This window comes from Cellulomonas sp. McL0617 (assembly GCF_049994875.1).
In the GTDB taxonomy this organism is placed as follows: Bacteria; Actinomycetota; Actinomycetes; order Actinomycetales; family Cellulomonadaceae; genus Cellulomonas.
This window is the reverse complement of sequence record NZ_CP188256.1, coordinates 3,305,414-3,330,877: the sequence shown is the minus strand read 5'-3', so window position 1 is coordinate 3,330,877 and position 25,464 is coordinate 3,305,414. Positions and strand designations below refer to the sequence as shown.

21 protein-coding genes and 1 tRNA gene are annotated in these 25,464 nt (G+C 69.2%); 15 read left to right on the top strand and 7 right to left on the bottom strand.

Annotation, left to right across the window (positions count from 1 at the left end):
- The first annotated feature begins 209 nt into the window (after positions 1-209).
- The 5 genes from ACPPVS_RS15050 to rplA all read left to right on the top strand — a co-directional run bounded on the left by ACPPVS_RS15050 (position 210) and on the right by rplA (position 2,896).
- Positions 210-282, top strand: a tRNA-Trp gene (locus tag ACPPVS_RS15050).
- A 138-nt stretch (positions 283-420) separates the two neighbouring features.
- Positions 421-702, top strand: coding sequence for a preprotein translocase subunit SecE (secE, locus tag ACPPVS_RS15045; RefSeq protein ID WP_426593050.1), 282 nt, complete (start codon positions 421-423; stop codon positions 700-702).
- Positions 703-787: 85 nt separating this feature from the next.
- Positions 788-1,600 carry a transcription termination/antitermination protein NusG gene (gene nusG / locus ACPPVS_RS15040; RefSeq protein ID WP_426593049.1) on the top strand — a complete coding sequence of 271 codons (813 nt, stop codon included), beginning with the start codon at positions 788-790 and terminating at the stop codon, positions 1,598-1,600.
- Positions 1,601-1,667: 67 nt separating this feature from the next.
- The gene (gene rplK, locus ACPPVS_RS15035; protein ID WP_028045082.1) at positions 1,668-2,099 is read left to right on the top strand and encodes a 50S ribosomal protein L11; all 432 of its coding nucleotides are present in this window, start codon (positions 1,668-1,670) and stop codon (positions 2,097-2,099) included.
- Between the two features lie 77 nt (positions 2,100-2,176).
- A complete protein-coding gene (gene rplA, locus ACPPVS_RS15030) occupies positions 2,177-2,896 on the top strand; it encodes a 50S ribosomal protein L1 (RefSeq protein WP_426593048.1) in 720 nt (239 codons plus the stop codon).
- Positions 2,897-2,959: 63 nt separating this feature from the next.
- Here the strand turns inward: rplA and ACPPVS_RS15025 are convergent, their stop codons facing one another.
- The 3 genes from ACPPVS_RS15025 to ACPPVS_RS15015 form a co-directional block, all read right to left on the bottom strand.
- Entirely contained in the window at positions 2,960-3,466 is a 507-nt protein-coding gene (locus tag ACPPVS_RS15025; RefSeq protein WP_426593047.1) for a hypothetical protein, read from the bottom strand.
- Positions 3,447-4,076: an RNA polymerase sigma factor gene (locus ACPPVS_RS15020; RefSeq protein WP_426593046.1), complete on the bottom strand. Its 630-nt coding sequence runs from the start codon at positions 4,074-4,076 to the stop codon at positions 3,447-3,449. The genes ACPPVS_RS15025 and ACPPVS_RS15020 overlap by 20 nt, the downstream gene beginning before the upstream one ends.
- Before the next feature lie 68 nt (positions 4,077-4,144).
- Complete coding sequence (locus ACPPVS_RS15015) at positions 4,145-5,545, bottom strand: S8 family peptidase (RefSeq protein WP_426593045.1); 1,401 nt, start codon at positions 5,543-5,545, stop codon at positions 4,145-4,147.
- 125 nt (positions 5,546-5,670) lie between these two features.
- Here ACPPVS_RS15015 and ACPPVS_RS15010 point away from each other — a divergent pair, with 125 nt between their 5' ends.
- Complete coding sequence (locus ACPPVS_RS15010; RefSeq protein ID WP_426593044.1) at positions 5,671-8,268, top strand: CHAT domain-containing protein; 2,598 nt, start codon at positions 5,671-5,673, stop codon at positions 8,266-8,268.
- A 3-nt stretch (positions 8,269-8,271) separates the two neighbouring features.
- Here ACPPVS_RS15010 and ACPPVS_RS15005 read toward each other — a convergent pair whose 3' ends face one another.
- Positions 8,272-8,829: a hypothetical protein gene (locus ACPPVS_RS15005; protein ID WP_426593043.1), complete on the bottom strand. Its 558-nt coding sequence runs from the start codon at positions 8,827-8,829 to the stop codon at positions 8,272-8,274.
- A complete protein-coding gene (locus tag ACPPVS_RS15000) occupies positions 8,829-9,248 on the bottom strand; it encodes a DUF4383 domain-containing protein (protein ID WP_426593042.1) in 420 nt (139 codons plus the stop codon). Before ACPPVS_RS15000 ends, ACPPVS_RS15005 begins: the two co-directional genes overlap by 1 nt.
- A 320-nt stretch (positions 9,249-9,568) precedes the next feature.
- On the opposite strand from ACPPVS_RS15000, the gene rplJ reads away from it, so the two are divergent.
- The 4 genes from rplJ to ACPPVS_RS14980 all read left to right on the top strand — a co-directional run bounded on the left by rplJ (position 9,569) and on the right by ACPPVS_RS14980 (position 18,542).
- Complete coding sequence (gene rplJ / locus ACPPVS_RS14995) at positions 9,569-10,102, top strand: 50S ribosomal protein L10 (protein WP_426593041.1); 534 nt, start codon at positions 9,569-9,571, stop codon at positions 10,100-10,102.
- 84 nt (positions 10,103-10,186) lie between these two features.
- Positions 10,187-10,579, top strand: coding sequence for a 50S ribosomal protein L7/L12 (gene rplL, locus ACPPVS_RS14990; protein WP_426593040.1), 393 nt, complete (start codon positions 10,187-10,189; stop codon positions 10,577-10,579).
- 469 nt (positions 10,580-11,048) lie between these two features.
- On the top strand, positions 11,049-14,558 hold the full coding sequence (gene rpoB, locus ACPPVS_RS14985) for a DNA-directed RNA polymerase subunit beta (protein ID WP_426593039.1): 3,510 nt from the start codon (positions 11,049-11,051) through the stop codon (positions 14,556-14,558).
- A gap of 108 nt (positions 14,559-14,666) precedes the next feature.
- Positions 14,667-18,542 carry a DNA-directed RNA polymerase subunit beta' gene (locus tag ACPPVS_RS14980; protein WP_426593038.1) on the top strand — a complete coding sequence of 1,292 codons (3,876 nt, stop codon included), beginning with the start codon at positions 14,667-14,669 and terminating at the stop codon, positions 18,540-18,542.
- Between the two features lie 32 nt (positions 18,543-18,574).
- On the opposite strand, the gene ACPPVS_RS14975 is transcribed toward ACPPVS_RS14980, so the two are convergent.
- Positions 18,575-19,441 carry a PhzF family phenazine biosynthesis protein gene (locus ACPPVS_RS14975; RefSeq protein ID WP_426593037.1) on the bottom strand — a complete coding sequence of 289 codons (867 nt, stop codon included), beginning with the start codon at positions 19,439-19,441 and terminating at the stop codon, positions 18,575-18,577.
- A gap of 419 nt (positions 19,442-19,860) precedes the next feature.
- Here ACPPVS_RS14975 and rpsL point away from each other — a divergent pair, with 419 nt between their 5' ends.
- From rpsL to tuf, 4 genes are all read left to right on the top strand, one after another.
- On the top strand, positions 19,861-20,232 hold the full coding sequence (rpsL, locus tag ACPPVS_RS14970; protein ID WP_013770160.1) for a 30S ribosomal protein S12: 372 nt from the start codon (positions 19,861-19,863) through the stop codon (positions 20,230-20,232).
- Positions 20,232-20,702: a 30S ribosomal protein S7 gene (gene rpsG / locus ACPPVS_RS14965; RefSeq protein ID WP_426593036.1), complete on the top strand. Its 471-nt coding sequence runs from the start codon at positions 20,232-20,234 to the stop codon at positions 20,700-20,702. Before rpsL ends, rpsG begins: the two co-directional genes overlap by 1 nt.
- Before the next feature lie 89 nt (positions 20,703-20,791).
- Positions 20,792-22,894, top strand: coding sequence for an elongation factor G (gene fusA, locus ACPPVS_RS14960; protein ID WP_426593035.1), 2,103 nt, complete (start codon positions 20,792-20,794; stop codon positions 22,892-22,894).
- 125 nt (positions 22,895-23,019) lie between these two features.
- On the top strand, positions 23,020-24,213 hold the full coding sequence (gene tuf / locus ACPPVS_RS14955; protein WP_426593034.1) for an elongation factor Tu: 1,194 nt from the start codon (positions 23,020-23,022) through the stop codon (positions 24,211-24,213).
- Between the two features lie 125 nt (positions 24,214-24,338).
- On the opposite strand, the gene ACPPVS_RS14950 is transcribed toward tuf, so the two are convergent.
- Positions 24,339-24,728 carry a hypothetical protein gene (locus ACPPVS_RS14950; RefSeq protein ID WP_426593033.1) on the bottom strand — a complete coding sequence of 130 codons (390 nt, stop codon included), beginning with the start codon at positions 24,726-24,728 and terminating at the stop codon, positions 24,339-24,341.
- 423 nt (positions 24,729-25,151) lie between these two features.
- On the opposite strand from ACPPVS_RS14950, the gene rpsJ reads away from it, so the two are divergent.
- Positions 25,152-25,460, top strand: a complete 309-nt coding sequence (gene rpsJ / locus ACPPVS_RS14945; protein WP_013117879.1) for a 30S ribosomal protein S10 — start codon at positions 25,152-25,154, stop codon at positions 25,458-25,460.
- Positions 25,461-25,464 lie beyond the last annotated feature (4 nt).

The following is a 25,464-nucleotide window of genomic DNA, read 5'->3' as shown; positions in this document are numbered from 1 at the left end:
GCCCGACGAGCGGGTTCGACCCAGCCGCCGCCGTCGCGTAGAGTAGATCCCCGGTGGTTGACATCCGCCATGATGAGCCGTGCCCCGGCGAGTCTGCGTGCGTCTGCGAAGGCGCGGCGCGGCAAGGATCCGGGAGCCTGCACGGACGCCCCTGCGGGAGGTGTCCGTCGGTGCGCGCACGACGCGTGATGGTGGGCCGAGGCCCCCGAAGGGTAGTGGCGCAATTGGTAGCGCAGCGGTCTCCAAAACCGCAGGTTGCAGGTTCGAGCCCTGTCTACCCTGCACGTGTCCGGTCGTCGGGGTCCTCCCGGAGGGTCGGGCAGTGAGCAGGACCGCCGGTCGGTCCGGCGCGACGCGTCGGTCCGTCCGATCGTCGGGTTCCACACGGAGCCCGACCACCACGAGACGTAGGGGCCCGACGTGAGCGAGACAGCACCGGCTGCGGCGTCCGACGCCGAGGGTTCGGCGGCGCGCCCGTCGACCAAGCCTGCCCGCAAGGGCAAGGAGCGTCCCGGACTGTTCGCACGGATCGCCTTGTTCTTCCGTCAGGTCAAGGGCGAGCTCAAGAAGGTCGTCCGCCCCACCCGGTCGGAGCTGATCACCTACACGAGCGTCGTGCTGGTGTTCGTCGCCGTGATCATGGCGTTCGTCACCGTGGTCGACCTCGGGGTCGGGAAGCTCGCGTTCTGGGTCTTCGGCTGACGCCACCCCCGCAGTCGCCCGCTCCGGCGGGCGCTCATCGCTCCGGCACGCCGGGGCGCATTCGCTAAAGAAGGCAGGTTCGCACGTGTCGCAGGAGTCGCAGGAGCCCACGACGGGCGCCGAGATTGAGCTCGACGACGCCCTCGCGTCGGTCGAGGCGGTCGAGGCATCGGCCGGGGACACCGAGGGTGTCGAGCTTGTCGACGCCACGCAGAGCGACGCCGCTGACGACGTCGAGTCCGACGCCGAGGCAGAGGAAGACGCCGAGGTCCAGGAAGACGCCGAGCCCGACGTCGACGAGGACCCCGTCGCCGCGTTCAAGGCCCAGCTGCGCAGCCAGTTCGGTGACTGGTACGTCATCCACTCCTACGCCGGCTACGAGAACCGCGTGAAGGCCAATCTGGAGAACCGTCGGCAGAGCCTGAACATGGAGGACTTCATCTACCAGGTGGAGGTCCCCATGGAAGAGGTCGTGGAGATCAAGAACGCGCAGCGCAAGGTCGTCAAGCGCGTGCGCATCCCCGGGTACGTGCTCGTCCGCATGGACCTGACCGACGAGTCCTGGGGCGCCGTCCGGCACACGCCGGGCGTCACCGGCTTCGTCGGCCACACGCACCAGCCCGTGCCGCTGACGCTCGACGAGGTCTTCTCGATGCTCGCGCCGTCGCTCGAGCCCAAGACCCCGACCACCGCCGCGAGCGCCGCCAAGGCCGCCGCAGCGATCAAGGTCGACTTCACCATCGGCGAGTCGGTCACCGTGACCGACGGCCCGTTCGACACCTTGCCGGCGACGATCTCCGAGATCAGCGCCGAGAACCAGAAGCTCAAGGTGCTCGTCTCCATCTTCGGCCGGGAGACCCCGGTCGAGCTGTCGTTCAGCCAGGTCGCCAAGATCTGACCTGTTCGCGTTTGCAACCGGGTCATCGCCCACGGCGTAGGCCCACAACACAGATCGGAAGTTCAGCATGCCCCCGAAGAAGAAGGTCACCGGCCTGATCAAGCTCCAGATCAAGGCCGGCGCCGCCACCCCCGCGCCGCCGATCGGTCCGGCGCTGGGTCAGCACGGCGTCAACATCATGGAGTTCTGCAAGGCGTACAACGCGGCCACCGAGGCGCAGCGCGGCAACGTCATCCCCGTGGAGATCACGGTGTACGAGGACCGCTCGTTCACCTTCATCACGAAGACGCCGCCGGCCGCTGAGCTCATCAAGAAGGCCGCCGGTGTGGCCAAGGGTTCGCCCACGCCCCACACCGTCAAGGTCGCCTCGCTGACCAAGGCGCAGATCACCGAGATCGCGAGCACCAAGCTCGAGGACCTCAACGCGAACGACCTGGCCGCGGCCGAGAAGATCATCGCGGGCACCGCCCGTTCGATGGGCATCACGGTCCAGGGCTGATCTACCCGTAACACCCCCAGTGGCAGGGCCATGTGCGGCCCGACAGACCACGACTGCTCACAAGGAGAACCAAGCAGATGGCCAAGCACAGCAAGGCGTACCGCAACGCCGCCGAGAAGATCGAGGTGGGCACGCTCTACAGCCCCCTCGAGGCTGTCCGGCTCGCGCAGGCGACGTCGACCACCAAGTACGACGCGACCGTCGAGGTCGCCTTCCGCCTCGGTGTGGACCCGCGCAAGGCGGACCAGATGGTCCGTGGCACGGTCAACCTGCCCCACGGCACCGGCAAGACGGCCCGCGTCATCGTCTTCGCGACGGGTGAGCGTGCCGAGCAGGCCCGCGCCGCCGGCGCCGACGAGGTCGGTGGCGACGAGCTCATCGACAAGGTCGCGGCCGGGTACACCGACTTCGACTCCGCCGTCGCGACGCCGGACCTCATGGGCAAGGTCGGTCGACTGGGCAAGGTCCTGGGCCCGCGTGGTCTGATGCCGAACCCGAAGACCGGCACCGTGACGATGGACGTGGCCAAGGCCGTGTCCGACATCAAGGGCGGCAAGATCGAGTTCCGCGTGGACCGTCACGCGAACCTGTGCTTCATCATCGGCAAGACGTCGTTCTCCGACGTGGCGCTGGTGGAGAACTACGCCGCGGCCCTCGACGAGATCCTGCGTCTGAAGCCGTCCGCCTCGAAGGGCCGCTACATCGCCAAGGCGACGTTCTCGACCACGAACGGCCCCGGCATCCTGGTCGACCAGAACAAGACGCGGAACCTCACCTCCGAGGACGACGCGGCCTGACGCTGGCTGCTGACAGACGAAAGGCCCGGTCCGCACGGACCGGGCCTTTCGTCTTGCCTGCGGTCAGTAGGGCAGCCACTGCGTGACGCAGGTGCCCTCGCCGTTGCTGCACTCCAGCCGGAGCGGTCCGTCGGGCCGGACGTCGAACCGGAAGTACCCGACGTCGTCGGTGTCGACGGACGCGATGTCGCCCGACGGGGTCCGCAGGGTCACGTGGCCCGGGCGCGGCGGGATCAGCTGACCCTCGATCGAGGCGGTCTCGACCTCGACCTCGACGCCGAGCGCGTCACCCTCGAACACCAGCGTCCTCGACGATCCGCCGGAGCGGTCGCGGACGCCGACGGGTGCGTCGATCGCCCCGGAGTCGTACACGAGCTCCAGCAGCATCAGGTCCATCTCCAGGCCGGCGCGTGCGTCGACCATCCCGCGGTGCGCGCGGAACGCCAGGTCCGCGCTCGCGAGCACGCGGTCGTACAGGTCCGTCTCCGAGACGGCGGTCACCAGGTCCGAACCCAGTGCGTCGTCGTCGGCCCAGGGCGTGCGGGCGCGGTCATCCGAGTGCCAGGACATCGCGGCCTCCTTCTCCAGCTGTGGAGGCCGTCCAGGCCGCCACATAGTTCTTGATCGCGGCCGTCTCGCGCAGCCGCGCGAGGCCTCGACCCCGGGTGGGACCGATCGAGCCGATGGGGACGCCGAGCTTCTCGGCGATCTCGGCGTAGCTCAGGGGTGGGTCCACCGAGAGCATGAGCAGCACCTCGCGCTGGTGCGTGGGGAGCTCGGCGAGCCCGTCGCGCAGCGCGCGTTCGCGTTCGACCAGCAGGATCTGCTGGTCGAGGTCGGACTCCGCCGCGCCGTCGAGACGGCCGCCCTGCGGGTCGACCGGCACCGTGCGGCGGTTGAGGTTGGTGACGCGGATGCACTCGTGCCGCGCCGTCGTCGCGATCCAGCCGGGCAGGGCGTGCGGGTCGCGCAGCTTGTCGAGGTTCTCGAGCAGGTTCAGCCACACCGTCTGGGCGACGTCCTCCGCCTGGTGCGGCGTCAGCCGGAACTGCCGCACCCGTGCGATGACCGCGGGAGCGTAGCGCCGCACGATCTCGGTCCAGGCGCGCTGGTCGCCGTCGAGCGCGCCCGCGACCAGCGCCGGCGAGTCCCACGTTCGGTAGGGGTCGTCGGTGTCCACGCGTTCATCCTTTCGTCTCTCGACGTGGATGCCATCATGACGCGCCCGCCACAGCGTGCCCAGCATGGCTACACGCCCGGCAGGATGCTGAAGGTCCGGCCGAAGTCCGGCAGCGGTGTGCCCGTGGCCAACAGCTGGACGTAGGCCTCCCGGGCTCCGAGGCCGCGCTCGTGCATGAGCCGCGCGACAGCCCCCGCCACCTGCGGCGCGGCGAACGACGTGCCGCTCCACCGGGCGAAGGCGTTCTCGGGGAAGGACTCCGGGTCCGGCGTGAAGTCCGGCGACTGCTCGCCCGTCACGAACGGCGACAGGATCCCCTCGCCGATCGCGGCGCAGTCGACCCACGACCCCCTGCTGGAGAAGGCGCTCGGCCGCAGGTCGGCAGTCAGCGACGCGACCGAGACGACCCGCCGGAACGCCGCCGGCCACACCGGCGTCGTGTCGCCGAAGTTGCCGGCCGCGGCCACGACGAGCACCTCACGGGCCCGTTCGATCTCGATCTCCCGCACGACGTCGAGCGCCGCGGCGAGGGCGAGCGAGGGCTGGTCGTACTGGGTCTGGGCGCCGAGCGAGAGGTTGACCACGTCCGCGCCGTCACGAACCGCGCGGATCAGGGCGCACGCGACCTCGATCTCGCTCCCCGCACCCGCGGTGCTCAGGGCCCGGTAGACCTCGATGTCCGCGGTGGGCGCGACCTGCGCGACGACTCCGCTGACGAACGTGCCGTGCCCCGCCGAGAAGTCGAGGAAGCCGTCGTCCGGATCGTTGTCGAGCGGGTCGACGTTCGCCTCGTCGGCATGAGTTGCCGGGACGTCGGAGCGGCGCTCGATCCCCGTCAACCAGCCGTCGCTCCGGAGGGTGCCGTCGATGCCGGTGTCGATGACCGCGACGTTCGCGCCGCTGCCGTCGCCGGTCGGGTGCGTGCCGTAGTCCTCGAACGTGCCGATGGTGGGAACGGAGGCGCTGTGCGGCTTCAGGACCCCGGCCAGGGGCGTGATGTGGGTCAGGGAGGCGGCAGCGCCGCGGCGACGCAGCTCGTCGACGGTGTCCTCGAGGTAACCCGGTCGCACCGTCCCCGTGGTGAGCAACCGGACGAGGCGATCCTCCAGCTCGGGGCAGCCGACCTCGACACGTTCCAGGCGGCGACGCGTGAGATAGCCCTGGATGGCGGGATCCGCCCAGGACCGGGCGGTGACCAGCAGCTCGCCGCCGACCACCAGCGTCTCCTGCCCGTTGCTCGTCTCCAGCACCTCGAGCTCGACGCCGCGCCTGGTGGACCAGTGCCCGCGGATCGTGCCGCTCATCTGCCGCCGCACGCTCGGGTCCAGGCGACCCTGGACGAGCTCGTCGACCTGGCGACGTACGTGCAGGCGCACGCGCGAGTCGACCTCGTCGGCGCCCTGCCGCGCGGCATAGTCCGTGCCGAATGGCCGCCCCGGTGTCGCGGGGTCGTCCGAGAAAACACTCACGTCTGCTCCTTCACGTTCCGCCTAGACTGCGCAAGATGTGCCCGAACGGGGTCGAAGCCGGTCCGACGACCCCACACAATGATCCCCTCGCACTGTCAGAGAGCCGAGATGCCCTCCTGATACACGTGCGTTCGCTCCTTGCTGCCGCCGATGCCGACCCGGTGTCCGTCGAGGCCCAGGCCGCGGCCGCCGTGGCCGCCGCACGGCGGCGGAAGGACCCCGAGATCCTGGGCCTGAGCCTGCGACTGCTCGCGGTGGCGCGCCGGATGCAGCTGGACGACCTGGGCGCGCGCCGGTTGCTCAACGAGGCCGTGCGTGTGACTCGTCGGCACGAGCTGCACTCGGTGGCTGCCGGCGCACTCGTCACGCGTGCGACGGTCCTCCAGGAGCTCGGCCGGGTCAATGCCTCCGCGCGCGATCTCGATGCCGCGCTCGCCGCGATCAGTCGTGCAACAGACATCGACACGGACGAGCGCGCCCGGTTCCTCGATCGGATCCTCGTGTCGCGAGCCGTCGTGGCACAGAACGCGGGGATGCCGGCGGAGGCCGAGGCCCGCTACCGGGCGCTGCTCGCGGGTGGGGTCAGCTCGGAGTTCGTCGGCAGGCTCGTGCACAACAACCTCGCGCTCGCGCTGGCTGAGCGCGGTGCCTACGACGAGGCCCTCGAGCAGGCCGACGCCGCGGTCGCGATGTCGGCCGACGCGCCCGGTTACCTCGGTCCTGTCCTGCAGACGCGCGCGTGGATCGCAGTTCGGGCCGGACGCCTGTCGGAGGGCCTGCTGGACTTCGAGCGGTCCGCGCAGGTGCAGACGGACGCGGACATGCCGCTCGGTGAGTACTACTACGAGTACGCCGACGCCATGGTGGACCTGCGGCTGCTGCCCGAGGCCAGGTCCGCGGCCGAGCGCGCCGTCGTGGAGCTCGTCGCGATGGGCAGCGCCCTCATGGCGACCGAGGCCAAGCTCCGGCTCGCCCGCATCTCGTTGCTCATGGGCGAGCTGGAGGCGGCCCGGGACCTTGCCGACGCCGCAGCAGGCGAGGCCAGGCGCCAGCACCGCGCCGGCTGGCGCGACAAGGCCGTGGTCATCGGTGTCGAGGCGCGCCTGCGCGCAGGCTCGGCCGGGGTGACCGAGCTGCGCGCGGCGCGTCGGGCAGCGGCGAACCTCGAGCGTGCAGGGCATCTGCACAGCGCCGTCGAGGCCTACCTGGTCGCCGGTCGGGTCGCCCTCGACGCCGACCGTCCCCGTGACGCGATGCCCACGCTGTATCGCGCGTACGAGCTCGGCCGACAGGGTCAGGTCCTCGTCCGGGTGCGCGGGAGGTTGGCCGCCGCGCTCGCGGACCGGGCGAGACGAAGCTCGGCGTCTGCGTTGGTCCAGTGCCGCGCGGGACTGCGTGACCTGGCGGTGCACCGATCCAGCCTGCCCACCATCGAGCTGCGCGCCCTGGCCTCCGGTCACGGAGCCGAGCTCGGCGAGATCGGGCTCGGCATCCTGCTCGAGACCGGCTCCGCCGCGCAGACGCTGGCCTGGATGGAACGCACGCGAGCGGCAGCGCTCTCCGCGAGGCTCCCGCGCACGATCGAGACCTTGGCTCAGCGGCCCGACGCTCGCGAGCAGGACGTCGGGAACGCGGGTCGCTCGGTCGCGAGGACCGAGAACGAGGGCGACGGACGGATCCGTACCGCGGAGTGGGCCCGCGCGGTCGAGCCCGTCGTCGACCCCGCAAGCGACAGGCGACCGATCGGGTTGACCGCACTGCGTGGCGAGCTCGACGGGCGCACGCTCGTCGAGCTCGGGACCCACGAAGGGCGGCTCGTCGCCGTCGTCGTCGGGCGGGGGCGGGCCCGGGTGGTCGAGCTCGGCGCCGCGGCCGACGTCCAGAACGAGCTGCGCCCTCTGCTGTTCGCCCTGCGGCGGCTGGCGAACCCGCGCAGCCCGGAGGCTGCCGAAGCGGCACGTGCGGGCGCGGACCTGCGCATCGCCCGGCTGCGTTCGATCCTCGTGGCCCCGCTCGGCGTGGGTGCGGACGACGAGCTCGTCGTCGTGCCTGTCGGGCTGCTGCACGCTGTGCCGTGGTCGTGCCTGCACGACGGGCCGTTGACGCAGGCGCCGTCAGCCACCGTCTGGGTCCGCACCCGCCGAGCGGCGCTCGCGAGAAGCGATCAGGGCGACACCGTGCTGGTCGCCGGCCCGGGCCTCGAAGGCGCACGGGAAGAGGTCGACGCACTCGCGGGCCTCCACCCCGGCGCGACGGTCCTCGAGCCGGAATCCGGGACGGCGGAAGCGGTCGTGGCCGCGCTCGCGGACGCCGACCTCGCCCACCTCGCCTGCCACGGCACGCCGCGTGCGGACAACCCGATGTTCTCCTCGCTGCTGCTCGCCGACGGGCCGGTGACGGTCCAGGAGCTGCACGGCGCGGGCGTCGCGCCGCACCGCCTCGTGCTGGCGTCGTGCCACTCGGGCGCGGACGTCGCGTACCTGGGCGACGAGGTGCTCGGGTTCGTCAGCGCGATGCTCGCGCAGGGCACCGCGGGTGTCGTCGCCAGCATCGCGGCCGTCCCGGACGTGGCCCCCGTCGACCTGATGCTCGAGCTGCACCGCGGGCTGCGCGAGGGACTGACGCTCGCGCGCGCCCTGCACGCGGCCCGCGGCCGCATCGACCACGAGAGCCCCGAGGGGTTCGTCAACTGGTGCACGTTCAGCGCCCACGGGGCCGCCTGAGGCTCAGTGGTGCATCGACGACATGGCCGGCATCCCAGGCATGTGCGCCTGGTCGCCGGCGTCGGTGGCGGCCAGGCCGGGCACCGTGATCGAGGCGAACAGCAGCGAGCCGAGCGTGAGGGCCGCGAGCCGCGTGCCGTTGCCGGCCGGAGAGGTCTCGACGACGGGCTCGGGCGACCCGACGACGGTCACGACGAGGACCGGTCGCAGGGCGACCGCCAGCAGCACGGCCGCGACGAGCTGCAGGGCGCCGGCCGCCAGGTCTGCCCCGGAGAGCACGCCGTCGACGAGCACCGACGCACCCAGCCAACCGCCGCCACCGACAAGAAGCACCGCGAGCGCGGTGCGCGGGGCCGGGGCCGGACCCCGCAGGGCCAGCACGGCCCAGAGCAGCTCGGCCATGCCGAGGGCCGCGAGCGCGACGCCCAGCGTGAGGTGCCCGGCCAGGTGCTCCGAGGCGAGCGCCAGGAGCACGAGCCCGGCGCCGAGCGCGGCGTACGCGGACCAGGTTCGACCGATGAACGACCGCGCGCTCTCGGACGGCAGCGGCAGCGCGGTCATCACGGGGTCCGGCCGGCGGTGGCACGCGCCGGCGCGGGGGAGCGGTCGGCGGACAGCCCCACGCCGAGCAGCAGGATCGCGGAGGCGAAGTGCAGCACGTTGTCGGCGCCGTTCAGGGCAAGGATGTTCGCCGACGACCCGACGAGGAACAGGCCGACGATCCCGACCAGCAGGTAGACGCCGCCGACGGTCGCGTTCACGGCCTTCGCCGAGCGCACGGTGAACGAGCCGATCAACAGGGCAGCGCCCACCAGCAGGTGGACGATGTTGTGCAGCGGGTTGACGTCGAACACGACGAGCGGCTTGCCCGCGGTGGCGGCGAACGCGACGTTGGTGGTGACGAAGAAGCCGGCGACGCCGACGAGCAGGTAGACGATCCCGAAGATCGCGCCGATCAGGCGGTTCGGTGACTGGGACATGGGTACTGCCTCCCTGGTGAGGTGGATCGTTCACGGGGGAGTTCGGAGCGCCGGCCGGCTCGGATGGGACGGATTTGGCTGTCACGCAGGCGTCACGTACTCTGGTCACATCCAAAGACCGCCGGTCGTCGACCGTCGTGCGCCCACGCAGTGAGCGCCTGACAGTCGCCCGAAGTCCCGCTCACGCGGAGGCCAGCGCAGGTGAGTGTTCCCGGACGGGTCGTGCGCAAGCCGATCCTGACGCCGAGCCCCGCGCCTGCGCGGGGCTCTTTCGTTTGTGGGGCGTGACGACCGGTGGCACCACCATCGGAAGGATTGCCATGGCGAGGCCGGACAAGGCAGCCGCTGTCGCAGAGCTCACGGACCTGTTCCGCGAGTCCAACGCGGCTGTGCTGACCGAGTACCGCGGGCTCACCGTTGCTCAGCTCAAGAAGCTGCGCAAGGCGCTCAGCGGCAACGCAACGTACTCCGTGGTGAAGAACACGCTGACCGCGATCGCGGCCAAGGATGCCGGCCTCGAGGGCCTCGACGACGTGCTCGCGGGCCCGTCGGCGATCGCCTTCGTCTCCGGCGACCCGGTCGAGGCGGCCAAGGGACTGCGTGACTTCGCCCAGGCGAACCCGGCACTGGTCATCAAGGGTGGTGTCCTCGACGGGCGCCCCCTGACCGCTGCGGACGTCACCAAGCTCGCGGACCTCGAGTCCCGTGAGGTTCTGCTGGCCAAGGCGGCCAACGTGTTCAAGGCGTCGCTGTTCCAGGCGGCCTACCTGTTCACCGCCCCCGCTGCTCAGGCTGCACGCACCGTCGACGCCCTCCGGCTCAAGCTGGAAGAGTCGGCCGAGGTCGCTGCCTGAGCCATCCGGCCCAGGCGCTCACATACCCACTGCCCGAGTAAGGCCGCAACGGCCGCCGGGCATCGAACGGAAGGAACCGCCATCATGGCGAAGCTCACCACCACCGAGCTCATCGACGCGTTCAAGGAGCTCTCCCTCATCGAGCTCTCCGAGTTCGTGAAGGCGTTCGAGGAGACCTTCGAGGTCACCGCTGCCGCGCCGGTCGCCGCTGCCGCTGCTCCCGCCGGCGCCGGTGGCGCCGCGGCCGTCGAGGAGGAGGACGAGAAGGACTCCTTCGACGTCATCCTCGAGGCTGCCGGCGACAAGAAGATCCAGGTCATCAAGGAGGTGCGCGCCCTCACGTCCCTCGGTCTCAAGGAGGCCAAGGACGTCGTCGACGCCGCCCCCAAGGCCGTCCTGGAGGGCGTCACCAAGGAGGCCGCCGAGAAGGCCAAGGAGCAGCTCGAGGGCGCCGGCGCCACGATCACGCTCAAGTGATCTGAGCTCTACCCGGTCCTCCTGACTGGACTGTCGTTCCGACGAGGCCCGCATCCCCACGGATGCGGGCCTCGTTGCTGTGCCACGGATGCGCGCCGGGTGGACTCTGCACCGACGGACTTTCGTCGGCACGCTCCGGTGTGCCACCATGTGCGCGGCGCCACTGTCGTCGCCACGTGCCGGAGGGTTCGTCGAAGTTCGTCGGATGCTTGCCGGCACGGACCGGACGCCTCAAGGTGTCGGCCGTAACTGCCGATACCAGAGGTGTCGATGAAGTGCGGGGAGGGGTTGGACTTTACCCGCGCGGATGAGTATGCTAGCGCTTTGCGCTGGCCTGTGCCCGCGATCCCGTATAACCCGAGCCCACCCACGTCGTTCGTACACGTCGTGGCAGGCCCGCCGGCCGGGGGGTCGCGCCTAGCCGGGACCAGCGCAGCGTGCACTCGATCCGCTGGGAAGGACCCCTCTTTTGGCTGCCTCGCGCACCCCTTCTGCTCCGACCGCCGACGCCATCGCGAACCGCACCGCATCCCGTCGTATCTCTTTCGCAAAGATCCACGAGCCCCTCGAGGTCCCCGACCTCCTCGGTCTGCAGACCGAGAGCTTCGACTGGCTCCTCGGCAACGAGAAGTGGCAGGCCCGAGTGGCCAAGGCCCTCGAGAACGGGCGCCAGGACGTCCCCGAGACCGCCGGTCTGGAGGAGATCTTCGAGGAGATCTCCCCGATCGAGGACTTCGGCGGCTCCATGTCGCTCTCCTTCCGCGAGCACCGCTTCGAGCCGCCGAAGTACACGGCCGAGGAGTGCAAGGAGAAGGACTTCACCTTCGCCGCCCCGCTGTTCGTCACGGCGGAGTTCGTCAACTACACCACCGGCGAGATCAAGAGCCAGACGGTCTTCATGGGCGACTTCCCGCTCATGACCGAGCGCGGCACCTTCATCATCAACGGCACCGAGCGCGTGGTCGTCTCGCAGCTCGTCCGTTCGCCCGGCGTGTACTTCGAGCGCGTGGCCGACAAGACGTCCGACAAGGACATCCTCACGGCCAAGGTCATCCCGAGCCGCGGCGCCTGGCTCGAGTTCGAGATCGACAAGCGCGACAACGTCGGCGTGCGCGTCGACCGCAAGCGCAAGCAGAACGCCACCGTGCTGCTCAAGGCCCTCGGCATGTCGGACGCCGAGATCCGCGAGGAGTTCGCCGCGTACCCGGCCGTCATCGACACGCTGGACAAGGACCACGTCCAGACGCAGGACGAGGCGCTGCTCGACCTCTACCGCAAGATCCGCCCGGGCGAGCCGCCCACGGTCGAGGCCGGTCGCGCGCTCATCGAGAACTTCTACTTCAACCCGAAGCGCTACGACCTCGCCAAGGTCGGGCGCTACAAGCTGAACAAGAAGCTCGGCGAGGACGTCCCGCTGGCGGACTCGGTGCTCTCGCGTGACGACATCGTCGCGACGATCAAGTACCTCGCCTCGCTGCACATCGACCTGCCGACCCTGCCCGGCCGCCGCGCCGGCGAGGCCATCGAGCTGCGCGTCGAGACCGACGACATCGACCACTTCGGCAACCGTCGCATCCGCGCGGTCGGCGAGCTCATCCAGAACCAGGTCCGCACGGGCCTGTCGCGGATGGAGCGCGTCGTGCGCGAGCGCATGACGACGCAGGACGTCGAGGCGATCACGCCGCAGACCCTGATCAACATCCGCCCCGTGGTGGCGTCGATCAAGGAGTTCTTCGGCACGTCGCAGCTGTCGCAGTTCATGGACCAGAACAACCCGCTCGCCGGCCTGACGCACAAGCGTCGTCTGTCCGCGCTGGGCCCGGGTGGTCTGTCCCGTGACCGCGCCGGCATGGAGGTCCGTGACGTCCACCCGTCGCACTACGGCCGCATGTGCCCGATCGAGACCCCGGAAGGCCCGAACATCGGCCTCATCGGCTCGCTCGCCACGTACGGGCGCATCAACCCGTTCGGCTTCGTCGAGACCCCGTACCGCAAGGTCATCAAGGGCAAGGTCTCGGACGACGTCCACTACCTGACGGCCGACGACGAGGACCGCCACGTCATCGCTCAGGCGAACGCCCCGCTCAAGGCCAACGGTGCCTTCGAGGAGGACCGCGTCCTGGTCCGCGTCAAGGGCGGCGAGATCGAGTACGTCGCCGGCGAGGCCGTCGACTACATGGACGTCTCCCCGCGCCAGATGGTGTCGGTGGCCACGGCCCTGATCCCGTTCCTCGAGCACGACGACGCCAACCGCGCCCTGATGGGTGCCAACATGCAGCGCCAGGCCGTGCCGCTGGTCCGTTCCGAGGCCCCGCTCGTGGGCACCGGCATGGAGCGGCGTGCGGCCATCGACGCGGGCGACGTCATCGTCGCGACGAAGCCGGGTGTGGTCACCGAGGTGTCCGCCGACCTGATCGTCATCGCGAACGACGACGCGACCACGTCGACGCACCGCGTCGCCAAGTTCCGTCGCTCCAACCAGGGCACCAGCTACAACCAGCGCGTGCTGGTCGACACGGGCGCCCGCGTCGAGGTCAACTCGGTGCTCGCGGACGGCCCCGCCACGGACGAGGGCGAGCTCGCGCTCGGCCGCAACCTGCTGGTGGCGTTCATGTCCTGGGAGGGTCACAACTACGAGGACGCGATCATCCTGTCGCAGCGCCTCGTGCAGGACGACGTCCTGTCCTCGATCCACATCGAGGAGCACGAGGTCGACGCGCGCGACACCAAGCTCGGCCCGGAGGAGATCACGCGGGACATCCCCAACGTCTCCGAGGAGGTCCTCGCGGACCTCGACGAGCGCGGGATCATCCGCATCGGTGCCGAGGTCGCGGCCGGCGACATCCTCGTCGGCAAGGTCACGCCCAAGGGCGAGACCGAGCTGACCCCCGAGGAGCGCCTGCTCCGCGCGATCTTCGGTGAGAAGGCGCGCGAGGTCCGCGACACGTCGCTCAAGGTGCCCCACGGCGAGTCCGGCACGGTCATCGAGGTCCGCACGTTCAGCCGCGAGGACGGCGACGAGCTGCCCGCCGGTGTCAACGAGCTGGTCCGCGTGTACATCGCGCAGCGCCGCAAGATCACGGACGGCGACAAGCTCGCCGGCCGTCACGGCAACAAGGGCGTCATCTCCAAGATCCTGCCCGTCGAGGACATGCCGTTCCTCGCGGACGGGACCGCGGTCGACGTCGTCCTGAACCCGCTCGGTGTGCCCGGCCGCATGAACGTCGGCCAGGTGCTCGAGACGCACCTCGGCTGGGTGGCCAAGCAGGGCTGGGACATCGAGATCGCCGAGGGCGACGACCTGTCCTGGCGTGAGGGCGTCCCCGCGATCGCCGCGAAGTCGCCGGCCGGCAACCCGGTCGCGACCCCGGTGTTCGACGGTGTGCCCGAGGCGACCCTGACCGGTCTGCTGTCCTCGACGCTGCCCAACCGCGACGGTGTCCGCACCGTCGGTGGCGACGGCAAGGCCCGCCTGTTCGACGGCCGCTCCGGCGAGCCGTTCCCGGACCCGGTGGCCGTCGGCTACATGTACATCCTCAAGCTGCACCACCTTGTCGACGACAAGATCCACGCTCGCTCCACCGGCCCGTACTCGATGATCACGCAGCAGCCGCTGGGTGGTAAGGCGCAGTTCGGTGGCCAGCGGTTCGGCGAGATGGAGGTCTGGGCCCTGGAGGCGTACGGCGCTGCCTACACGCTGCAGGAGCTCCTGACCATCAAGTCGGACGACGTCCCCGGACGCGTCAAGGTGTACGAGGCGATCGTCAAGGGGGAGAACATCCCCGACTCGGGCATCCCGGAGTCCTTCAAGGTCCTCCTGAAGGAGATGCAGTCGCTCTGCCTGAACGTGGAGGTGCTCTCCTCGGACGGCGTCTCCATCGACATGAAGGAGAACGACGACGAGGTCTACCGCGCAGCGGAAGAGCTCGGCATCGACCTGTCGCGGCGCCCGAACGCCAGCAGCGTCGAAGAGATCTGACGTCGAGCCCTGCCGCCCTTCCGAGAGGGTGGGCGGCGGGCCCGCACCCCTTAGCAACATTTCCGTTCCGCCGGTGAACACCGGCAAGCGAAGGAAGTAGGACCCCCCTTGCTCGACGTCAACGTCTTCGACGAGCTGCGTATCGGCCTTGCCACTGCCGACGACATCCGTGCCTGGTCGCACGGCGAGGTCAAGAAGCCCGAGACCATCAACTACCGGACCCTGAAGCCGGAGAAGGATGGCCTGTTCTGCGAGAAGATCTTCGGTCCCACCCGGGACTGGGAGTGCTACTGCGGCAAGTACAAGCGCGTGCGCTTCAAGGGCATCATCTGCGAGCGCTGCGGCGTCGAGGTGACCCGCTCCAAGGTCCGTCGTGAGCGCATGGGCCACATCGAGCTCGCCGCGCCCGTCACGCACATCTGGTTCTTCAAGGGTGTGCCGTCGCGACTCGGCTACCTGCTCGACCTCGCCCCGAAGGACCTGGAGAAGGTCATCTACTTCGCGGCGTACATGATCACCTGGGTCGACGTCGACGGTCGGCACGAGGACCTCCCCAACCTCCAGAACGGGATCGACCTGGAGAAGAAGGAGATCTCGGACCGCCGCGACAACGAGATCAACACCCGCGCCACGAAGCTCGAGGCCGACCTGGCCGAGCTCGAGGCCGAGGGTGCCAAGGCCGACGCCCGCCGCAAGGTGCGCGACTCGGCCGAGCGCGAGATGGCACAGCTGCGCAAGCGTGCCGACCTCGAGCTCGAGCGCCTGGACAACGTGTGGGACCGCTTCAAGAACCTCAAGGTCGCCGACCTCGAGGGCGACGAGATGCTGTACCGCCAGCTCCAGGACCGCTTCGGCAACTACTTCGAGGGCTCGATGGGCGCCGCGGCGATCCAGAAGCGCCTCGAGGCCTTCGACCTGGAGGCCGAGTCCGACTCGCTGCGCGAGATCATCAAGACGGGCAAGGGCCAGCGCAAGACGCGTGCCCTCAAGCGTCTGAAGGTCGTCAACGCGTTCCTCACGACGAGCAACTCGCCCACCGGCATGGTGCTCGACGCCGTCCCGGTCATCCCGCCGGACCTGCGTCCGATGGTCCAGCTCGACGGTGGCCGCTTCGCCACCTCGGACCTGAACGACCTGTACCGCCGCGTGATCAACCGGAACAACCGCCTCAAGCGGCTGCTCGACCTCGGCGCGCCCGAGATCATCGTCAACAACGAGAAGCGGATGCTCCAGGAGGCCGTCGACTCGCTGTTCGACAACGGCCGCCGTGGCCGTCCGGTGACCGGTCCGGGCAACCGCCCGCTCAAGTCGATCTCGGACATGCTCAAGGGCAAGCAGGGTCGGTTCCGTCAGAACCTGCTCGGCAAGCGCGTCGACTACTCGGGCCGTTCGGTCATCGTCGTCGGCCCGCAGCTCAAGCTGCACCAGTGCGGCCTGCCCAAGCAGATGGCGCTCGAGCTGTTCAAGCCGTTCGTCATGAAGCGCCTGGTGGACCTGAACCACGCGCAGAACATCAAGTCGGCCAAGCGCATGGTCGAGCGCGCGCGCCCCGTGGTCTGGGATGTCCTCGAAGAGGTCATCACCGAGCACCCGGTGCTGCTCAACCGTGCACCCACGCTGCACCGTCTGGGCATCCAGGCGTTCGAGCCCCAGCTGGTCGAGGGCAAGGCGATCCACCTGCACCCGCTCGTCTGCGCCGCGTTCAACGCGGACTTCGACGGTGACCAGATGGCCGTGCACCTGCCCCTGAGCGCCGAGGCGCAGGCCGAGGCCCGCATCCTCATGCTCTCGAGCAACAACATCCTCAAGCCGTCGGACGGGCGTCCGGTGACCATGCCCTCGCAGGACATGATCATCGGTCTGTACCACCTGACCAACGACAAGGACGAGGCGCTCGGCGCCGGCCGCGCGTTCAGCACGGTCTCCGAGGCGATCATGGCGTTCGACCAGGGTTCCCTGGACCTGAACGCCGTCATCAAGATCCGCTTCGACGACCTGGTCCTCACCGAGGAGCAGGCTCCCGAGGGCTGGACCGAGGGCGACGCGCTGCTCTTCGAGACGACCCTGGGTCGTGCGCTGTTCAACGAGCTGCTGCCCGTGGACTACCCGTACGAGAACGGCGTCGTCGACAAGAAGCGCCTCTCGGTCATCGTCAACGACCTGGCCGAGCGGTACCCCAAGGTCGAGGTCGCTGCCTCGCTGGACGCGCTCAAGGAGGCCGGCTTCCGCTGGGCCACCCGGTCGGGCGTCACGATCTCCATCTCGGACGTCGCGACCCCGGCGATCAAGCAGTCGATCCTCGACGAGCACGAGCTGCGCGCGGCGAAGGTGCAGGGCCAGTACGAGAAGGGCCTGATCACCGACGACGAGCGCCGTCAGGAGCTCATCGAGATCTGGACGCAGGCCACGGACAAGGTCGCCAAGGCGATGCAGGAGAACTTCCCGAAGCAGAACACCGTCTACAAGATGGTCGGCTCGGGCGCCCGTGGTAACTGGATGCAGGTTCGCCAGATCGCCGGTATGCGCGGCCTCGTCGCGAACCCGAAGGGCGAGATCATCCCTCGCCCGATCAAGTCGAACTACCGCGAGGGGCTGTCGGTCCTCGAGTACTTCATCGCGACGCACGGTGCCCGCAAGGGTCTGGCGGACACCGCTCTGCGGACCGCCGACTCGGGCTACCTGACCCGTCGTCTGGTGGACGTCTCCCAGGACGTCATCGTCCGCGAGGACGACTGTGGCACCGAGCGTGGTCTGACCATGCCGATCGGTGTCCCGTCGGCCGGTGCGGGCAGCCCGCTGCGTCGTCACGACAAGGTGGAGACGAGCGTCTACTCGCGCACCCTGGCGAGCGACATCGAGGTGGACGGCGAGGTCATCGGTCACGCCGGTGACGACGTCGGCGACGTGCTGCTCGACCGCCTCCTGGAGGCGGGCGTCGACACGCTCAAGATCCGCTCGGTCCTCACCTGCGAGTCCCGCGTCGGCACCTGCGCGCGCTGCTACGGCCGTTCGCTGGCCACCGGCAAGCTCGTCGACATCGGCGAGGCCGTCGGCATCATCGCGGCCCAGTCGATCGGTGAGCCCGGCACGCAGCTGACCATGCGTACCTTCCACACCGGTGGCGTGGCCTCGGCCGACGACATCACGCAGGGTCTGCCCCGCGTCCAGGAGCTCTTCGAGGCCCGCACCCCCAAGGGTGAGGCGCCCATCGCGGAGTTCTCCGGTCGCATCGCGGTCGAGGACGGGGACCGTTCGCGTCGCCTCGTGCTCACGCCGGACGACGGCTCCGAGGAGATCGCCTACCCGATCACCAAGCGTTCGCGCCTGCTGGTCTCGGACGGCGACCACGTCTCCGTCGGTACCCAGCTGGTCCAGGGTGCGGTCGACCCGAAGAAGGTCCTGCGCATCCTCGGCCCGCGTGCCACGCAGAAGCACCTCGTCGACGAGGTCCAGGTCGTCTACTCCTCCCAGGGTGTGGACATCCACGACAAGCACATCGAGGTCATCGTGCGGCAGATGCTGCGTCGCGTGACGGTCCTCGACTCGGGTACCACCGACCTGCTGCCCGGCGAGCTCGCCGAGCGTGGGCGCTTCGAGGACGCGAACCGCGCTGCGGTGTCCGAGGGCGGCCAGCCGGCCTCCGGTCGTCCCGAGCTCATGGGCATCACGAAGGCGTCGCTCGCGACGGACTCGTGGCTGTCGGCGGCCTCCTTCCAGGAGACCACCCGGGTGCTCACCGAGGCCGCGATGTCGGGTCGTTCCGACCCGCTGCTCGGCCTCAAGGAGAACGTCATCCTCGGCAAGCTCATCCCGGCCGGAACGGGTCTGCCCCGCTACGGCAACATCGCGGTCGAGCCCACCGAGGAGGCCAAGGCCGAGCTGTACCCGACCTTCGGCTACGACGAGATCGACTTCCCCGCCCTGGGCCTCGGCTCCGGCGAGGCGATCCCGCTCGAGGACATCGACTTCGGCGACTACCGCTGATCGAGTCTTCTCAGCACGACCCCCGAGGGGGCTCACCGTTCGCGGTGGGCCCCCTCGGGCGTCATCCGGGCGGCGGTGCCCGAGACCGAGATCCCGGTGGCGGGGTCGCGGGGGACGTCCACCCGCAGCAGGCCGGGCCGGCCGAGGTCGTCGCCCTGGTGCACGGTCAGCATGACCGGGGGAGTCACCAGGGCGAGCTCGCGCAGGTAGCCGCCGAGCGCGGCGGCCGCGGCGCCGGTGGCCGGGTCCTCCACCACCCCGCCGGGCGGGAACGGGTTGCGGGCGTGGAACACGGTCTCGTTCTCGCGGTGCACCAGGGCGATCGTCGTCCACCCCCGCGCGGCCATGAGCACCCCGAGCCGGTCGAAGGCGTAGTCGAGGCGCGCGAGCCGTGACCGTCGGTGCACCGCCAGCACCGGGTGCCACGCACCGGCGTAGGCCACCCGGGGCGGCAGCGCGGGATCCAGGTCGTCGACGTCCCAGCCGAGCGACGCGAGCAGCTCGGTCAGGTCGTCGGGCGCGAGCGGTTCGGTCCGCGGAGCCACGCTGACCAGCGTCGCCACGATCCGACCGCCCTCGCCGACATCCGTCCCGACGGGTACGCGACCGGCCGCGGTCGCGAACCGGAGCGGGCCCCAGGTCCCGTGCTCGGCGAGCGCGACGCCGGACGCGATCGTCGCGTGCCCGCAGAACGGCACCTCGGCGAGCGGGCTGAAGTACCGCACGTCGAACGCACCGGGCGCGCCGGTGGGTGTCAGGAACGCGGTCTCGGAGTACCCGACGTCGGCCGCGACCCGCTGCATCTCGTCGGCCGTCATGCCCGTCGCGTCGAGAACGACACCGGCCGGGTTGCCGCCGGACGGCTCGGTCGTGAACGCCGCGTAGCGCAGGACCTCCATGTGGTCCGTTGTACCGCAGCCCGTGGATGATTCCGGGGCCGCGCGGTGTTCTACCACCGTTCCGCGTACGCCTGGGCTGCCGTTTTGACGCCCTTCCGGCCGCCAGGTAACGTAGGACACCGTGCCCGCGCCGTCGGGCTCTCGCGCATGCACCCGGTGCGCCGCTCGTTCGCCCTGCTGGGCCCGAGCGGTGACGGGGAGCAGCGGGTGGTTCCCCCACTCCATCGCGTCGTCACTCCGGCAAGGAATGTTCTTGCGGGGTGCGGTGCGGAAGACCGGGGCGACACGCCCGAGCGCGGGGGTCGGTGCGAGACGAAAGACCTGAGGTAGCCGTGCGACGGACGGCGAACCTCGACCATGCCGGCCGTCCTGGGTGACGGGTCCGGTCGACCAGAGATCATCCAACAGACGGAGACGTAGTGCCTACGATCCAGCAGCTGGTCCGCAAGGGCCGGCAGGCGAAGACGAACAAGTCGAAGACGCCTGCCCTCAAGGGCTCCCCCCAGCGACGCGGTGTGTGCACCCGCGTCTACACCACGACCCCGAAGAAGCCGAACTCCGCCCTCCGCAAGGTCGCGCGCGTTCGTCTCTCGAGCCAGGTCGAGGTCACCGCGTACATCCCCGGTGTCGGCCACAACCTGCAGGAGCACTCGATCGTGCTCGTGCGCGGCGGCCGCGTGAAGGACCTCCCGGGTGTCCGTTACAAGATCGTCCGTGGCGCGCTCGACACGCAGGGCGTCAAGAACCGCAAGCAGGCGCGTAGCCGCTACGGCGCGAAGAAGGTGGGCTGATGCCTCGCAAGGGTCCGGCCCCCAAGCGGCCGCTGATCTCCGACCCGGTCTACGGGTCGCCCGTCGTCACGCAGCTGATCAACAAGATCCTGCTCGACGGCAAGAAGTCCGTCGCGGAGCACATCGTCTACGGCGCCCTCGAGGGTGTTCGTGACAAGACGCAGGGCGACCCGGTCGTCGTGCTCAAGCGCGCCCTGGACAACGTCCGCCCGTCGCTCGAGGTGCGTTCGCGCCGCGTCGGTGGCGCCACGTACCAGGTGCCCGTCGAGGTGCGTCCGGTCCGCCAGACCACCCTCGCGCTGCGCTGGCTCACGGACTACTCGCGCGCTCGTCGCGAGAAGACGATGACCGAGCGCCTCATGAACGAGATCCTCGACGCGTCCAACGGCCTCGGTGCCGCGGTGAAGCGTCGTGAGGACATGCACAAGATGGCCGAGTCCAACAAGGCCTTCGCGCACTACCGCTGGTAATCCCGGCACCCTCGGGCGCTGCGCCGCCGGTCCGATCCCCGGACCGGGCCGGTGGCGCCACCCAAGCCAACCTGTAAGGGGCAACTCACGTGGCACTGGATGTGCTGACGGACCTCACGAAGGTCCGCAACATCGGCATCATGGCTCACATCGATGCCGGCAAGACGACGACCACCGAGCGGATCCTGTTCTACACCGGGGTCAACTACAAGATCGGTGAGACGCACGACGGTGCGTCGACGATGGACTGGATGGAGCAGGAGCAGGAGCGCGGCATCACGATCACGTCCGCCGCGACGACCTGCTACTGGCACGACAACCAGATCAACATCATCGACACCCCGGGTCACGTGGACTTCACGGTCGAGGTGGAGCGCTCGCTGCGCGTCCTCGACGGTGCCGTTGCCGTCTTCGACGGCAAGGAGGGCGTCGAGCCCCAGTCCGAGACCGTCTGGCGCCAGGCCGACAAGTACGACGTCCCGCGCATCTGCTTCGTCAACAAGATGGACAAGCTCGGCGCCGACTTCTACTTCACGGTGAAGACGATCATCGACCGGCTCAAGGCCAAGCCGCTGGTCATCCAGCTGCCCATCGGCTCCGAGAACGACTTCATCGGCGTCGTCGACCTGGTCACCATGCGTGCCCTCGTCTGGCGCGGCGAGACCGCCCTCGGCGAGAAGTACGAGGTCGAGGACATCCCGGCCGACATGGTCGAGAAGGCGGAGCAGTACCGCGCCGAGCTCCTCGAGGCCGTCGCCGAGACCGACGACGAGCTGCTCGAGAAGTTCCTCGGCGGCGAGGAGCTGACGGTCGCGGAGATCAAGGCCGGCATCCGCCACCTCACCGTCAAGTCGCTCGCGTACCCGATCCTGTGTGGCTCGGCGTTCAAGAACAAGGGCGTCCAGCCCATGCTCGACGCCGTCATCGACTACCTGCCGACGCCCTTGGACGTCCCGGCAGTCGAGGGCCACGACATGAAGGACCCCGAGGTCATCGTCGAGCGTCACCCCGACGCCACGGAGCCGTTCTCGGCCCTGGCGTTCAAGGTCGCGACGCACCCGTTCTTCGGCAAGCTGACGTACGTCCGGGTCTACTCGGGCAAGGTCGCGCAGGGCGCTCAGGTCCTCAACTCGACCAAGAACAAGAAGGAGCGCATCGGGAAGCTCTTCCAGATGCACTCCAACAAGGAGAACCCGGTCGACGACGCCACCGCCGGCCACATCTACGCCTTCATCGGTCTCAAGGACGTCACCACGGGCGACACCCTGTGCGACCCGGCCAACCCGGTCGTGCTGGAGTCCATGACGTTCCCCGAGCCGGTCATCGACGTCGCCATCGAGCCGAAGACGAAGGGTGACCAGGAGAAGCTCTCCGTGGCCATCCAGAAGCTGGCCGAGGAGGACCCGACCTTCCGCGTCAAGCACGACGAGGAGACCGGCCAGACCGTCATCGGCGGCATGGGCGAGCTCCACCTCGACATCCTCGTGGACCGCATGCGCCGCGAGTTCAAGGTCGAGGCCAACGTCGGCAAGCCGCAGGTCGCGTACCGCGAGACGATCCGTCGCGAGGTCGTCAAGATCGACTACACGCACAAGAAGCAGACCGGTGGTTCGGGCCAGTACGCGAAGGTGCAGATGACCTTCGAGCCGCTCGACACCGCCGGCGGCGAGATCTACGAGTTCTCGAACAAGGTCACCGGTGGCCGCATCCCGCGCGAGTACATCCCGTCGATCGACGCCGGGATCCAGAGCGCGATGCAGCTCGGCGTGCTGGCGGGCTTCCCGCTCGTCGGCGTCAAGGCGATCCTGCTCGACGGTGCCGCGCACGACGTCGACTCCTCGGAGATGGCGTTCAAGATCGCGGGCTCGATGATCCTCAAGGAAGCGGTCCGCAAGGCCGACCCGGTTCTCCTGGAGCCGGTCATGGCCGTCGAGGTCCGTACTCCTGAGGAGTACATGGGTGACGTCATCGGCGACATCAACTCGCGCCGCGGCATGATCCAGTCCATGGAGGACGCCACGGGTGTGAAGGTCATTCGCGCCCAGGTTCCTCTCTCCGAGATGTTCGGGTACGTCGGCGACCTGCGGTCCAAGACCCAGGGTCGCGCGGTGTACTCGATGCAGTTCGACAGCTATGCCGAGGTTCCGCGGAACGTTGCCGAGGAAATCATCAAGAAGACCCGGGGCGAGTAGTCCCACAGGTCGACATCTGTAGTTCCATCACACAAACCGACCCGTAGGACGCCGCGTCAAGCGGCTACCGTCCGGTAGCCGCAGTACGTCGGCCAATCTCTACCAAGTCCTGAGGAGGACACCCAGTGGGCAAGGCGAAGTTCGAGCGGACGAAGCCGCACGTCAACATCGGCACCATCGGCCACGTCGACCACGGCAAGACGACGCTGACCGCTGCGATCTCGAAGGTGCTGCACGACAAGTACCCCGACCTGAACCCCTTCACGCCTTTCGACGAGATCGACAAGGCGCCTGAGGAGAAGCAGCGCGGCATCACCATCAACATCGCGCACGTGGAGTACCAGACGGAGAAGCGTCACTACGCTCACGTCGACGCTCCCGGTCACGCGGACTACATCAAGAACATGATCACGGGTGCGGCGCAGATGGACGGCGCCATCCTCGTCGTCGCCGCCACCGACGGCCCGATGGCCCAGACGCGTGAGCACGTCCTGCTCGCCCGTCAGGTCGGCGTGCCGTACCTGCTCGTCGCGCTGAACAAGACCGACATGGTCGACGACGAGGAGATCCTGGAGCTCGTCGAGCTCGAGGTCCGTGAGCTGCTCACGGCCCAGGGCTTCGACGGCGACGACGTCCCCGTCGTGCGCGTCTCCGGCCTGAAGGCCCTCGAGGGCGACCCGATCTGGGTCAAGTCCGTGCAGGACCTGCTGGACGCCGTGGACGAGAACGTCCCGGACCCGGTCCGCGACATCGACAAGCCCTTCCTCATGCCGATCGAGGACGTCTTCACGATCACCGGTCGTGGCACCGTCGTCACCGGTCGCGTGGAGCGCGGCAAGCTCAAGGTGAACGAGGAGGTGGAGATCGTCGGCATCAAGGAGAAGGCGATCAAGACCACGGTCACCGGCGTCGAGATGTTCCGCAAGCTGCTCGACTACGCCGAGGCCGGCGAGAACGTCGGTCTGCTCCTGCGTGGCACGAAGCGCGAGGAGGTCGAGCGCGGCCAGGTCGTCGTCAAGCCCGGCTCGATCACGCCGCACACCGAGTTCGAGGGCCAGGTCTACATCCTGGCCAAGGACGAGGGTGGCCGTCACAACCCGTTCTACGGGAACTACCGCCCCCAGTTCTACTTCCGCACCACCGACGTCACCGGCGTCATCACGCTGCCCGAGGGCACCGAGATGGTCATGCCCGGCGACAACACCGAGATCCACGTGAACCTCATCCAGCCCATCGCGATGGAAGAGGGCCTCGGCTTCGCCATCCGCGAGGGTGGCCGCACCGTCGGCTCGGGCAAGGTCATCAAGATCATCAAGTGATGCGAGCCCCTCGGGGCAGCTGATCTGAGCGGAAGGGCCCGGATGCTTCGGCATCCGGGCCCTTCTGCGTCCCTACCGTCTCCTGCCGACTCGCGGCCGTGCTCGGGCCGGGCCGGCCGGCATCGCTACGCGTCCGGGTAGCCCGCCTCGCCGTCGCCGTCCAGGTCCGTGCACCCGCGGTGCGCCTCGGCGGCACCGAGGGCGTCGACGCAGTCCGCGTAGCCGACGATGTAGCGGTAGGTGGCATCCACGGTCGCGTCGGTGCAGTCGGGGGAGCCGTCGGCGGGGTCGCAGGGGTCACCAGGCGCCAGGACGGTGGTCGGGTCAGGCTCGGAGGCCGTCGGGGGCGGGGTGCTCGCCACAGGTGCGGGCTCCGTCGGCGCCGGCTCCGTCGGGATGGTCGACGCGGCAGTCGTCGGTGCCGGTGCCGGCGTGGGGGACGGGTCAGCGGTGCAGGCGGCGAGCGCGACGAGCGCGATCGCGGACCATGCGACCGGGACGAGGCGGCGCGTCATGGCCCGACGGTAACGTCTCGTCGGGCGAGAACGGCCGAGAACGACGTCACGGTTCGGCGTCCCTTGATGTCTGCGGGCGCGCGGCGGGGGGCCGGTGCGGGTCGCCCGAGGGGCGTGTGTGGCGCACGGAACAGCGTGATCACGCCGGAGTGTGACGCAGGCGATTGGAGTTCCGGCGCCCGGTCTGGCACACTGTTCAGGTTGCCTAGTCGAGGGCGGCGCGTTTGCGCGCGCGGCACACGACGGGGCTCGCACACGTGGACGGCGTCTGGACCCCGGGACTACCCGGTGGTTGACGCCCGACAACAACCACCGATCTCGTGCCGGAAACGGTACGCAGCGCAACGGTGTGTCGCGCCAAGCGACACGCCCGAGTGCGGGGGTCGGACGGAGCCGGTTTCAACAGAGAGAAGTAGACGCGCCATGGCGGGACAGAAGATCCGCATCAGGCTCAAGTCCTACGACCACGAAGTCATCGACAGCTCGGCGCGCAAGATCGTCGACACGGTGACTCGCGCTGGTGCGTCGGTCGTGGGTCCGGTGCCGCTGCCGACGGAGAAGAACGTCTTCTGCGTCATCCGGTCGCCCCACAAGTACAAGGACAGCCGCGAGCACTTCGAGATGCGTACTCACAAGCGGCTCATCGACATCATCGATCCCACGCCCAAGGCCGTCGACTCGCTCATGCGTCTCGACCTGCCCGCGGACGTGAACATCGAGATCAAGCTCTGACGCT